This window comes from Porcibacter vitabionis, assembly GCF_046263795.1.
In the GTDB taxonomy this organism is placed as follows: Bacteria; Bacillota; Clostridia; order Lachnospirales; family Lachnospiraceae; genus Lachnocurva.
The window spans coordinates 91,015-104,242 of sequence record NZ_JBJYZD010000008.1; the positions used below are offsets into that span (position 1 = coordinate 91,015).

Genomic DNA, 13,228 nt, shown 5'->3' on the forward strand with positions numbered 1-13,228 from the left:
AAATGTAAACCAATCTTTGCTTTGGTTTACATTTAGAGAGTTCTATTCGATATAAACGAAATAATGGATGCAATATGAATCAAGAATTGCTGGAACAGTTATCAAAAATCACCCCAGAAGAGGAGCGAATCCTGGAAGGCAATAAGGCTGTGGATCGAAGCATCTACTATCGAGATGCAAAGGCGGATTGCCAACAGACGAAGGGGACCAGACAGTCCACTCTGTCTGAACAGAATCAGATTGATGCCACTCTGCTCCTTGAAAAGGGAAAGCTCATCGATATCCGTCCCAATACCAGATTCCTACACTTCCCAGAGCATAGCCATAACTTCGTAGAGTTCGTATACATGTGCCAGGGATCTACCACCCATATCATTGATGGGCAGGAAATACGGCTAGAGGAGGGAGATCTCCTCTTCATGAATCAGCATGCCAAGCAAGAGATTCTGCCTGCCAAGAGGGATGATATCGCCATTAACTTCATTATCCTGCCGCCCTTTTTCGATGAGGTTCTGCGAGGAATCGGGGATAATACTTCCACTCTTACAGACTTCCTGATCTCCTGCCTGACAGAACAGGACATGGGCGGTAACTACCTCTACTTCCATGCGTCTGGGATTCTGCCCGTCCAAAACCTCATGGAGAATCTGATCTGGATCATGCTAGAGAAGCCTCATGGTCATCGTCTTCTGTCTCAGCAGACCATGGTACTACTCTTCCTGAATCTCCTCTCCCATATGGATCAGATTGTGATGCCTCAGGACTCCTATGATCAGAAGCTGATTATGCAGCTCTTAACCTACATCAATGAGGACTATAAAAAGGCCACACTAACGGAATTCGCAGAGCAGTGCAGCCTTGATATCTATAGCCTGGGCCGCTTTATTAAAAAGCATACTGGAGGAACCTTTAAGGATCTCCTAATGGATCGCCGGCTGAAGCAAGCCGCTTGGCTTCTCTCTACCACGAAGCTCCCCATCGCTGATATCGCTGTGTCAGTAGGATATGAAAATACCAGCTTCTTCTATCGCATCTTCAAGGGGAAGTATGGAATGAGTCCCAGGGACTACCGCCTGAAGGGGGATGCAAAAAAGTAGGGGCGATGGGTTACTGCCCGGACATCCTGGAGAGACAAAATTCCAGCACATGCCTTGCATTATTCTGAAGTTCCGCAAGGGTCAGACCATCCAAAACCTTATCGTCCATGCAATCCCTTACTTCCGGATCACTGTGATGCGGACCCTGATCCGTGTAATCCCGGCCACCGGGCATTAAGACATTCACTCCTGCCCGGATCCGGTAGGCGTTATTCCTGACACCTAGGAATTCGGAACATAGATTCCGAATGTCTTATGGAAATCCCGAAATTTACATCACTGGCACACGATAAATATTCGAAAAGTTCAATGAAAAAGACAGAAGAAGAGTCCCGGTGCGTTCTGCATCGGGACTTTTTCTTTCAGCAATATTATTTTTCAGTACGATTACTCAGTTACCGTCGACTGATCTGCCCCTTCTTCCTTCTCATCCAAGGTCTCGGCAGGGGCCTTATTTTCTACCCGCTTGTCAAGCCATGAGAAGAAGCCTGCCAGGATGGTTCCGGAGATGGAGTGCCATACACAGGATACAGCGGAGATGATGGCGGCATTGGGAAGTGTTGCAAACTGTGCAGTCGTATTGGCAAGGTTTGTAGCCATACCTGCGTTCTGCATGCCGACCTCGATGGAGATGGTTCTTCTCTTTGCCTTGTTCATGCGTGTCAGGATGCCAACCAGATAGCCGAGGACATAGCCGAATCCGTTGTGAAGGAATACTGCAACAAAGATTACAAGGCCGGATGTAAAGAAGCTTGCGCCCTGGGAATTTACAACACCGCCGACAACAAAAGCCAGACCGAGAACGGCAACAGCCGGCATGAGCTGCTGGAATTCACGGAACTTTTCTCTCTTACCGAAAACTGCGTTTAATACAAAGCCAAGGGCAACCGGAAGGATAACGGTTTCGATGATGGATACGAACATGGGGAAGGCCTTGATTCTGACGGTTGCACCGCTTGCCAGAAGAGAGATGAGAAGCGGTGTCATGATCGGAGAAAGGATCGTCGAAGCAGTTGTCATGCCGACGGAAAAGGCAACATCGCCATGGCAGAGATATGACATGACATTCGAGGAAACGCCTCCGGGGCAGCAGCCTACGAGGATCAGGCCCAGAGCCAGGTCATCCGGCAGACGAAGCAGATGAACCAGCGTATAGGCCAGGAAGGGCATGATGCCGTACTGGGCAGCTGCGCCGATGAAGATATCCAGGGGCCGCTGAGCAAGGATTCTGAAATCCTCGGTCGTCATTGACATTCCCATGCTCATCATGATGACGCCGATGATCACGGTCTGCGTTGTGAATTTATTGGTTGCAAAATCGGTAAACCAGGCCTTGTTGACCCAGCCCATCCAGGCCGGCCAGATAAAGGTCACGACGGCAAAGGCGATAACGACCAGCGCCGTGTGGTTCGACATAAACTTTGATACTTTTTTCAATGCTTTCATTTTGTGATACCTCCGCGAAACAAAAAATAAGTCCCTGCCCGGCCTTAACGGCTGAGAGGGACGAAATGATTCCGCGTTACCACCCTGATTCCGCCTGCCGTAAAACCTACGGCTGACGACACTTTTACGTACCAGCATACGTTTCCTTATAACGGAGGATTCCGTCGCCGCCTACTTGGGATTTCGATTTCAAATCTGTCTGAGTCTGTTCAGATCCGTCCGGAATTCTTCCGATTCCGTTTTCAGATTTGAATCAAATATAAAGCGTTCCCGTTCAGCTTTGCTTCTCCGAGAGGATATCCGAATTCGCGCGCCCGCCTGCTCACACCGTCCGCAGGTTCTCTGAATGGCTCTCACTCGTGAACCGAACTTGTTCTCATCAATGAATTTAAAGGCTGTGCAGTTGTCAGCGGCAGGTTTTCATTTCCCTGCTGCTGATACAAAATATATCACTTATCAAATTTTGTTCAAGCATTAAATGAAATACATTCATCAATCTTCCAAATAATATCTGGACTTTCCAATGCTCTTTTTATTCCATCCGCTCAAGGCAGAATTCCAGGACATGCTTTGCATTTGTCTGGAGCTCTGCCAGGGTCAGACCGTCCGGAACCTCCGGCTCCATACACTTTGCGACTTCCGGATCACTGTGATGAGGTCCCTGATCCATATAGTCCCGGCCGCCGGGCATGAGGACATTGACGCCGGCACGGATCCGGTAGGCATTATTCTTAAGGCCCGGGAATTCCGGAGATTCGCCCGGCTGCATCCACCAGTCGGTCATGACATTTCCCTGATACTTCCATTCTTTCCTTAAAATCGTTGTGACCAGATCGTAATGATAATGACTATAGATACCATTGACCCGGTTGTAGGAAGTCATGATATTCTTTGGCGAAGCGATACCAACGCACATTTCAAAAGCTTTGAGATAGATCTCCCGAAGTGTCCTCTCATCCACCACAGAGTCTTCCTGATTCCGCCCGGTCTCCTGACTGTTGCAGGCAAAATGCTTGGGGCAGGCACTGGCTCCCTTGGACTGAATTCCATCCACGACCGCAGCAGCCATCCAACCGGTGAGATAAGGATCTTCCGAGAAATATTCAAAATTCCTTCCGCAGAGCGGATTCCTGTGAATATTCATACCTGGCGCCAGCATGACATCAATTTGATAATGCTCCATCTCTTCCGCTTCTTTCTGATAGAGCTGATTGACCAGCTTGTCATTCCAGGTCGAAGCCAAAGCCGTTCCAATGGGAAGAAGAGTCGTATAATGTCTTAGGCGAAGGCCTGCAGGGCCATCACTGGTCACAATGACAGGCACCTTCTTGGCCCGTAAAGAATCAGACACTCCGCCGAAAATCCCGGTATTCCCCTCCGCTCCAAAGCTGGAATTCATGGGGCCTTCTCCGCGCGACAGATCCACCAGTTCCTCAAAAGTCAACTGACTGATAAAATCGTCCAGACTTGCCTTCCCATCTTTGACATCCTGGAGACTAATCTGTTCAAACTGTGGTAAAGGCTTCTCCTTCCTCTCTCCCGACTCTGCCAATTCCCGCGTCTGATTCGGCACTTCCTTGGGCAGGCGTGACAGAATCCTGGCAGCAAGCTCCCGGCTGGTCTCCGTTGTCGCCTTCTCACACTGGCGGGTGACAACTGTCATGTCCTGCGCAAATGATCCGATCTCCACCAGATTTCTGACAGAATCCCCGGCATAGAAAGTATAGGTTCCCTCTTCCAAAACATAGGCAGAAGGATGCCCGGTAAGGCCGTCCGCATCATAAGAAGACAGCTGGTAATCACTGACCATGAAATTTTCCGTGTCCTCTTCTCCCTCATTCAAAAGCTGGCTCTTTACAAAGCCAACCAGGGCAAGGGCCGGCCGCTTTAGCCTGGACCTGGGCAGATCTGTGGAAACGTAGACCATGAGGACGTCTTTCCCCGGTCTCTTGGACAGATTCTTAACAGAAGCCCGGATTTCCGTCAGCCCCGGATAATGGTGAAGCGATTTGGGCAGGATCTCAAAGTCAGAATAAGACAGACCATAGCCAAAAGGATAGAGGACCCTGTCCTTTGCCCTGCTTTCAAAATGCCGATAACCGACGAAAATTCCTTCTTTATACTCATTCCGAACCGGATCACCGAAGGAATCGGAGGACGGGTAATCACGATACTCCTTTGCGATCGTGTCCGTAAGATGCCCGGATGGGTTTACCTTTCCCGACAGGACATCCGAAACCGCATATCCCATCTCCTGGCCCAACTGCCAGACAATTGCCAGAGCTTTGATATGCGAATAGTTCGACAGCCAGGACAGATCCATGACGTTTCCGATATTGAGAAGGACCGTGATGGAGTCGAAGTTCTGATCCAGCTTTTGCAGGATCCGCTCCTCCGCGGCAGTCAGATAATAGCTTCCCGGCTCCAGGCGATTCTCCCGGTCTTCCCCGGCCGCCCGGCCAATAATATAGACCGCTTTGTTGCATTCCTTCGCCACCTTTTGAAGGGTCTCGTCGGATACTTCCATCTCCGGATAAAAAAACGGCCACTTGCCCCAGGCGCTCCAGTCGCCGGTGTCAACCGGATTGGCTTTTGAAAACTTCTGATAGAGATCCGCCAGATCCCGGTCAATGGTCAGGTCCGGATCCTCCTCCATGCCCTGGAGAATGGAAACTTTGCGGACTGGGATGATATCACCGCCCGAACCGTAACCGACAAAGAAACTGTCGACCTGACAGCGGCCGAAGACAGCCAGGCGGTCTGATTTTTGGAAAGGAAGGGTCTGGTCCCGGTTTTCCAGGAGGACGATACCCTCAGCTGCCGCCTTTCGAAGGAGATCTGCCATTCCTTCAGTCTCATACTTTTCTTCAAACAATTTTGCACCAGACAATTGAGCCTGTGCCAATTCATTGACTTCCGGCCGGGGATCATTCTGTGTCTGGTCACAGGTCTCTAACCGGTTCTGATCGGTTTCTTTCTCATCTATTTCGAAATGAATATCGTTCACGCTTACTGTCCTCCCTTTCCTAAGGCTTCAAATTGAAAATAACGATATTTCTCCCGGCACGGGGCCCGGCAAATACTCGATGTAAAAATTATAAAAAATATGGGCGTGTGAAAAAAGGTGTTTTTTCACACGCCCAATGCATGTCCTACTGCAATTCCTATGATCTCGATCCCATCAGCCCTTGACAGCTCCCATGGCCAGGCCGCTTACAATATTCTTCGAAAGGATCAGATAAACGATAATGACCGGGAAGATGGAGAAGGCGATCGTCATGTAGACAACACCCATATCGAATTTGAGGAAATCTGCGGATCGAAGTTCTGCAATCATAATGGGGAGGGTCTTGTATTCCTCCGTTTTTAATACCAGGGCCGGAGTGAAGTAATTGTTCCAGTTGGCTACGAAGGTAAAGATTGCCTGAACTGCGATCGCAGGTTTCATCATTGGAAGTACAATGGAATTAAAGATTCGAAACTCTCCGGCTCCATCGATCCGGGCTGCTTCCACAAGAGACATGGGCAGGGTGGAATCCATATATTGCTTCATATAGAAGAAGGTTGCCGGCGCTGCAATGGCCGGAACGATCAGTGGAATGTAATTATCCATCAATCCCATCTTGGTGATCAACTGAATGAAACCAAGTGCCGTTACCTGTGTCGGGATCATCATAATGGCCAGGATAAAAGTAAAGGCCGCATTTCTCAGTTTAAAACGATATGCGTGAATCGCATATGCTGTCATGGTTGAGAAGTAAGTGCAGAAGAATGCGCTGACACCTGCCACCAAAAGTGAATTCAGCATGCCTCGTACGATTGGCTGTGTACTGTGCAGCATATTGATGAAGTTTTTCGCCAGCTGGGTCCCGGGATAGGCCTGAAATCCCATCTTCAGATCTCCGTTACTTCTCGTTGCATTGATAAACAGGATATAGAATCCGAAGAGGCAGAGGAAGGACAAGAAGATCAGAACGATATAGGCAATGACCCTTCTGACTTTTACTCCCACGCCTTGCTTTCTTTGAATGCTGAATGTATTATCCATATCCTATGCCCTCTTTTCTACGAATCGATCTCTCATAACAAGTCTCCCTTACGACTCCTGTCCTTTCATGGTCAGCTTATATACGAAGAAGCTTAAAATACCGGTGATAATGAAGAGTACCGTGGAAAGTGCACCGCCCATACCGAGGTTTTTCGAATACAGATGCTTGTTCAATTCCATGATCATTGTCATTGTCGTATTGTTCGGCTGACCACTACCGTTTGTTAAGATCTGCGGTACATCGAACATCTGCAGACCACCGATCAGGGATGTGATCAAAACATAGACCAGAATCGGCCGTAACAAGGGAAGGGTAATTTTGAAGAAGATCTGGGTGGATGTGGCTCCGTCGACTTCTGCCGCTTCAAACAGGGACTGGTCGATTCCCATCATGCCCGCCATCAGAAGAATGGTCGTATTACCAAACCACATGAGGAAATTCATTAAACCAACCAGGCTTCTGGTAGCCCATACACTGGCAAAGAAATCGAAGGGTTTCTTCAAGAATCCCATGGAGATCAGAAGTCCATTGATCGGTGCATGTTTCGATGCTCCAAACAAAGTAAAGAAGAGCATTGCGAATGCTGCTGCCATGATCAGGTTCGGCAGATAAATAACGGTCTTAAAGAAGCGCTGACCCTTCAAACGAAGAGAGGGATCTGTAAACCATGCTGCCAGAAGGAGAGAAACGATGATCTGCGGAATAAAGCCGATCAGCCACATGATCATGGTATTTCCGGCATACATGAGTAAGTGCCCTTTGGTGATCAGTTTTGCATAATTGGCTAATCCGACAAAACGCGGTCCGATCTGCTCCAGTCCAACCCGGTAATTCTCAAAAAAGCTGTTAAAAATAGTCGTTACCAGGGGTATCAACTGGAAAATGGTGAAGATAACAAAGAAGGGAATGAGAAAAATATAACCCCATTTGTTATATGATGCGACCTTATTCTTTTTCGTTTTCATACTTTTTCTCCCATAACAAGGACTCTATTGTCCTGATAGAACATCTGCCTCCTTATGAGGGAGGCAGATGCTGAACTCACGATCCTGTTTTGAAAAGTGCTTTCCTTTTCTCCATCAAATTTCAAATTTTGACGAAGGGATCAAAAGCATGCACCTTTCTCTACGAATCGGTCTACATTTCTCACTTGGAGAGATTCGGATACTTCTTCAGAACATCTGCATAGAAGTTGTCCAGAGCCTTATCCTTCGTTGCATTACCGGTGAAGTAATCCTTCATTGCCTTCTGGAAGGACTCGGTGCAGCCCTGATCATAATCGGTAAGATTCTTCATGCTGATCTTCTTTGCGCCTTCGCAGAACAGAGGCAGCGGGTTCTGACCGCCAAGTACCTTGAATGCATAGGAATCATCCTTAGCAGCTTCTTCCATAGCCGGCTGGTTGTTTACGAAATCGGAATCCTTCTTCACGATATCAAGCATGGTAGCCTTATCGCAGGTCATCTTCTTCATGATGTCAGCGATCAGAGTCTTATTATCAGTGCCCTTGGCTGCGCAGATCCAGGTACCGCCCCAGTTAAAGGACTCAGGTCCTGCACATGCACCCCATCCGCCGGCGTGTGCGATGGAGCCGTCATCACCCTTGTCGGAATCGGGAGCATTGCCCATGGAGAAGTTAATCAGCCAAGCAGGTCCGAAATAGCAGAAGGTATCGCCAGGAGCCTTGAAGCCTGCACTCCAGCCATCACTCCAGAGGTCATCGGTTCCGGTCTCACCGGCATCAACCAGCTTCTTGGAATCATCTACCCACTTCATGATATTGGCATCGATCTGGATCTTACCGTCCTTGTCTACCCAAGGAGTCTTGGCATTCTGGGAATATACACGGTAGGAGTCATTTACCGTTGCCTCAACCTTATAATTCTTAGCTTTCAGCTCAGCAGCTGTAGCTGTGAAGGTATCCCAATCCTTTACATGAGCCTGAACGGTTTCCGGTGAATCATCACCCCACATAGCCTTGGCAATGGATCTGTTGTAAATCAGAAGGCCCGGGCAGCCCTGCCATGATACACCACGGAGATCTCCCTTGGAATCTGTTACAACATCCTTGGTGTACTGATACTGATTAGCCAGATCTGCATCGGTAATTCCGAGATCTGCAATCTTCTCCGTTACAGGGGTCTTGGTGTTGATATACTTTCTGGCATAGTCGGCCTCAATCAGGAAGAGGTCAACTTTGCTGTCATCCTTGGCGTCGGCATTCTTCGGAAGAACTTCATCCAGATTATTCTGATAAGCATTGTTATCAGAAGGGGTAACGGTAAACTTCACCTTGACGTCACCGATTGTGCCGCCCTTGGTAGGATTTTCCTTATCTGTCGGTTTGAAATCGGGATAATGATCTCTCAGACGTCTTGCAAACTCATCGTTCCAGCACTGAATGTTCAGGACCTTGCCCTCACCGCCACTTTTTGTGGTCTTGGCATCCCCGCCTGTCTTCTCAGCACTTCCACCCTTGCTTCCGCAAGCGGCCATCGGAACGATCATTCCGGCTGCAAGTGCCACACACAATGCCTTCTTAACACCTTTTTTCATACTCTCTACCTCCTTTTTAAGAGCATTTCTTTTCTATGCAAACGATCTTTCTCTTTCCTGTCAGCTGATCTTTCGAACGGTATGCCCGATCAAAAGCTTTCCCTTCACATTTAGTGTTTCAGCTTCACAGGTCTTCGGATGCTCAATGGACTCAATCAGTTTTCTCATGGAAATCCTACCCATTTCCTCTGAGTCTTGATGATAGGTCGTAAGCACCGGATGCAGATATTGAGAAAGACCGATTCCATCATATCCAACAACAGATACATCCAGCGGAATCTTCACATGCATCCGCTCCAGTTCCATCAATCCTCCGATGTAAGAATAATCATCAGGGAAAAGAATGACGGTTGGCGGATCCCGAAGCTCCATCAGTTTCCTTGTTGCTTCCCTGCAGGAATCCGGACTATGGTAAGCCGCTTCTATGATGTATTCTTCCGGAACCGTGATTCCCTCTTCGGTCAGGGCCCGGTTGAATCCGACCATACGCTTTCTGGTAACGGAAGTATCCTCACCATGGATAAATCCGATCTTCCTGTGTCCCATCTCGATCACATATTTGGTAAGTGCGTAGCTTCCTTCGACATTATCGCTCATCACAGAGCTCTGATCGTTAAAGCTATAGTCGATTGTGATCGTCGGGATCTCGCTTTGCACCAGTTCCTCCACGGATCTGGATTCAAAGTCGGCGCTGGCAATGAGGACACCGTCCAGTCTGCGATATCTGGCATGTTCCAGATAGGATGTCAGCTTCCCTCCCAGGTTTCGGCTGATAAAGGTTACGTCATATCCGGAATGCTCTGCCTCGTTCTTCGCAGCATTTAAGATCTTTGAAAAGAACTCATGCGTCAGGCCGCTTCCCGTATGGTCTTCGAAAAGCAGGCCAATACTATGGGAGTTATTTGTCTTCAGCTGTCTTGCTGCAACATTCGGCAGATAATGAAGTTCTCTTGCCGCCTGGCGGATCCGGTCTGCCGTGGCCGGAGAGATGTCTCCGTAACCATTCAAGGCCTTGCTCACCGTCGCGCTGGAAACCTTACAATATTCTGCGATATCCTTTACTGTAACCATTCATGATCCTTCCCCATACTTGATGCCTTCCTTACGATCCCTGTATTTACGAATCAGGTAATACCGGATCTGGTGCACATCATCGGGAATCTGCTTTCCAAACCCTGTGCAGGTTCGCCTATTACTCGAATACGATTTCGCCATTATTTTCAGGATTCTTTCGAAATATGTCGAACTCGTTTTCGTAACCTTATAGTAATTCACCCCATGTCTATCGTCAATATACAATTCAACCAATAAAATTGCTCGAAATTTTCACGAAATAGCCAAATAAGACTTTCTAAAATCCGAAACTCTTGTAATTCGTAATCAATGATATTATGATACTTTTAAATGAACGAAATCGTATTCGTTCCCAATAAAACGTCATTTTCCATTTATTTCAGACGTTTTGTTTCTGTATTTGTACATTAGAAATATGAATGTTTCTTATAAAAGGAGGATTTCAGAAATGAGGTATGGTCATTTTGATGATAAGGCCAGAGAATATGTCATCGAGACGCCCAGAACACCGCTGCCCTGGATCAATTATCTGGGTTCCAAAGAGTTCTTCCGGCTGATCTCAAACACTTCCGGAGGTTATGCTTTCTATAAGGATGCCAAGCTCTTACGCCTGACCCGCTATCGTTACAACAACTCTCCCGCTGACTGCAATGGTCTATATTTCTATATAAAGGATAAGGATCTTGTCTGGGACCCGGGCTGGCAGCCGACCCAGACCGAACTGGATCATTATGAATGTCACCACGGTCTGGGCTATACCACGATCTTAGGGGAGAAGGATGGAGTTTCGGCCCGGCAGGAGAGTTTCGTCCCGACAAGCGATCCTTGTGAGATCGACCGGATTACTTTGACGAACATGAGTCATCAGAAAAAAGAGCTGACTCTCTTCTCTTATGTAGAGTTCTGTCTTTGGAATGCCGCAGATGATCAGGAAAATTTCCAAAGGAATTTCTCCACCGGAGAAGTCGAAGTCGAGGGTTCTGTCATCTATCATAAGACCGAATACCGGGAGCGGCGGAATCATTACGCCATCTTCGCCTGCAACTGTCCGATCGATGGTTTCGATACCAGCCGGGATGCCTTTGTCGGTCTCTACAACGGGCCGGCTCATCCAAAGGCCGTATTCGGGGATGGCTGTACCAATTCCATTGCCCATGGCTGGGCACCCATCGGTGCCCACGAGATCCGACTTTCACTGGAGCCCGGCGAAAAGAAGACTGTGATCTTCCTTCTCGGCTATTGTGAAAATCCAAACGACAAGAAATTCATCGCCCCCAATGTCATTAATAAGGAACCGGCTTACCGGCTGCTTCAGAAATATCAGACCGATCAGGATGTGGATCAGGCTCTGGCAGAACTCCACGCTTACTGGGAAAAGCTTCTCTCGATCTATCGCCTTTCCTCGAAGGATGAGAAGTTAAACCGGCTGGTAAATGTCTGGAACCAGTACCAATGCATGGTCACTTTTAATATGTCCCGTTCCGCTTCCTATTATGAATCCGGCATGGGGCGAGGCATGGGCTTTAGGGATTCCTGTCAGGATCTGCTTGGCTTTGTCCATCTGATCCCGGAAAGGGCAAGGCAGAGGATTCTGGATATCGCCAACACCCAGTTCCCGGATGGCAGCTGCTACCACCAGTATCAGCCCCTGACCAAGAAGGGCAATGCCGATATCGGCGGCGGTTTCAACGATGATCCCCTCTGGCTCATCGCCGGAACATCCGCTTATATCCGTGAAACCGGCGACTATAGTATTCTGGATGAGCTCTGTGCCTTTGACAGCGACTTTTCCAAGGCCAAGCCCTTGATCGACCACTTAAGAATCTCCTTCCAATATACCCTGAACCACAAGGGGCCTCACGGCCTTCCTCTGATCGGCCGGGCAGACTGGAATGACTGTTTGAATCTGAACTGCTTCTCCGACCGGCCCGGTCAGTCCTTCCAAACCAGCGGTCCTTCGGAAGGTCCTGTCGCAGAGTCTGTTTTCATCGCCGGCATGTTCGTAAAATACGGGAATGAACTGGCTGATATCCTGGATCATATCGACTGCAAAGAAGAAGCCGAAAAAATCCGGAAAGAAACCGAAGAAATGGACCATACCATTCAGACCGCCGGCTGGGATGGAAAATGGTTCCTTCGCGCCTATGATGCTGAGTCTCATCCGGTCGGATCCAAAGAATGTGAGGAAGGCCAGATCTACATCGAGCCTCAGGGCATGTGCGTCATGGCCCATGTCGGCCTGGACAGCGGAAAAGCTGAAAGTGCTCTATTAAGCGTAAAGGAACGTCTGGATACGAAATACGGTATTGTCCTTCTCCAGCCGGCCTATACCCGCTATCATCTGGAGCTTGGGGAGATCTCTTCCTATCCGCCAGGATATAAGGAAAATGCCGGGATCTTCTGCCACAACAATCCCTGGATTGCCTGTGCGGAAACAGTTCTTGGGCATGGAGACCGGGCCTTTGAAGTCTTCAAAAAGACCTGTCCTGTCTATCTCGAGGACATCAGCGACATCCACCGGACCGAACCTTATGCTTATTGCCAGATGGTTGCCGGTATCGATGCGCCGACCTTCGGCGAAGGCAAGAACAGCTGGCTGACCGGTACGGCCGCCTGGACTTTCACTGCCATAAGTCAGTATATTCTGGGCATCCAGCCGACCCTGGACGGTCTCCGTATCAACCCCTGCATTCCGTCCTCTGTCGATGGCTTTGATATCATTCGAAAGTATCGTGGAAATGTATACCATATCCATATCGACAACAGCGCCCACAAGGAAAAAGGCGTAAAAGAAATGACAGTAGACGGAAAGGTCATGGCGTCCAATCTGATCCCGACCGATTTGTCCGGAACAGAACATGACGTTATGGTCCGGTTGGGAGAATGACGATTCCCATCGAATGATTTTCATTTTGCCTTACTTAAGAATAAGAATCGGAATTTCTGATTCTCTCTTTCTTCATATACCCTCTGTTTCGCCCGGCCAATCCCACCCCTGATTGGCCG

At 48.5% G+C, this 13,228-nt stretch carries 9 protein-coding genes; 2 read left to right on the forward strand and 7 right to left on the reverse strand.

What is annotated here, in order from left to right; all coding sequences use genetic code 11:
- Positions 1 to 74 precede the first annotated feature (74 nt).
- Positions 75 to 1,097, forward strand: coding sequence for an AraC family transcriptional regulator (locus ACKX2L_RS07525; protein ID WP_497551245.1), 1,023 nt, complete (start codon positions 75 to 77; stop codon positions 1,095 to 1,097).
- A gap of 10 nt (positions 1,098 to 1,107) precedes the next feature.
- On the opposite strand, the gene ACKX2L_RS07530 is transcribed toward ACKX2L_RS07525, so the two are convergent.
- The 7 genes from ACKX2L_RS07530 to ACKX2L_RS07560 form a co-directional block, all read right to left on the reverse strand.
- Entirely contained in the window at positions 1,108 to 1,284 is a 177-nt protein-coding gene (locus ACKX2L_RS07530) for a hypothetical protein (protein ID WP_497551244.1), read from the reverse strand.
- Between the two features lie 200 nt (positions 1,285 to 1,484).
- A complete protein-coding gene (locus tag ACKX2L_RS07535) occupies positions 1,485 to 2,543 on the reverse strand; it encodes a bile acid:sodium symporter family protein (protein ID WP_497551243.1) in 1,059 nt (352 codons plus the stop codon).
- Positions 2,544 to 3,075: 532 nt separating this feature from the next.
- Complete coding sequence (locus ACKX2L_RS07540; protein WP_497551242.1) at positions 3,076 to 5,550, reverse strand: glycoside hydrolase family 3 protein; 2,475 nt, start codon at positions 5,548 to 5,550, stop codon at positions 3,076 to 3,078.
- 174 nt (positions 5,551 to 5,724) lie between these two features.
- A complete protein-coding gene (locus ACKX2L_RS07545; protein WP_497551241.1) occupies positions 5,725 to 6,591 on the reverse strand; it encodes a carbohydrate ABC transporter permease in 867 nt (288 codons plus the stop codon).
- A 48-nt stretch (positions 6,592 to 6,639) separates the two neighbouring features.
- On the reverse strand, positions 6,640 to 7,557 hold the full coding sequence (locus tag ACKX2L_RS07550; protein ID WP_497551240.1) for a carbohydrate ABC transporter permease: 918 nt from the start codon (positions 7,555 to 7,557) through the stop codon (positions 6,640 to 6,642).
- A 181-nt stretch (positions 7,558 to 7,738) separates the two neighbouring features.
- Complete coding sequence (locus ACKX2L_RS07555) at positions 7,739 to 9,148, reverse strand: carbohydrate ABC transporter substrate-binding protein (protein ID WP_497551239.1); 1,410 nt, start codon at positions 9,146 to 9,148, stop codon at positions 7,739 to 7,741.
- A 60-nt stretch (positions 9,149 to 9,208) separates the two neighbouring features.
- Entirely contained in the window at positions 9,209 to 10,219 is a 1,011-nt protein-coding gene (locus ACKX2L_RS07560; RefSeq protein ID WP_497551238.1) for a LacI family DNA-binding transcriptional regulator, read from the reverse strand.
- A gap of 451 nt (positions 10,220 to 10,670) precedes the next feature.
- Between ACKX2L_RS07560 and ACKX2L_RS07565 the strand changes: the two genes are divergently transcribed.
- Positions 10,671 to 13,109 carry a glycoside hydrolase family 94 protein gene (locus ACKX2L_RS07565; protein WP_497552973.1) on the forward strand — a complete coding sequence of 813 codons (2,439 nt, stop codon included), beginning with the start codon at positions 10,671 to 10,673 and terminating at the stop codon, positions 13,107 to 13,109.
- The last annotated feature ends 119 nt before the right edge of the window (positions 13,110 to 13,228 follow it).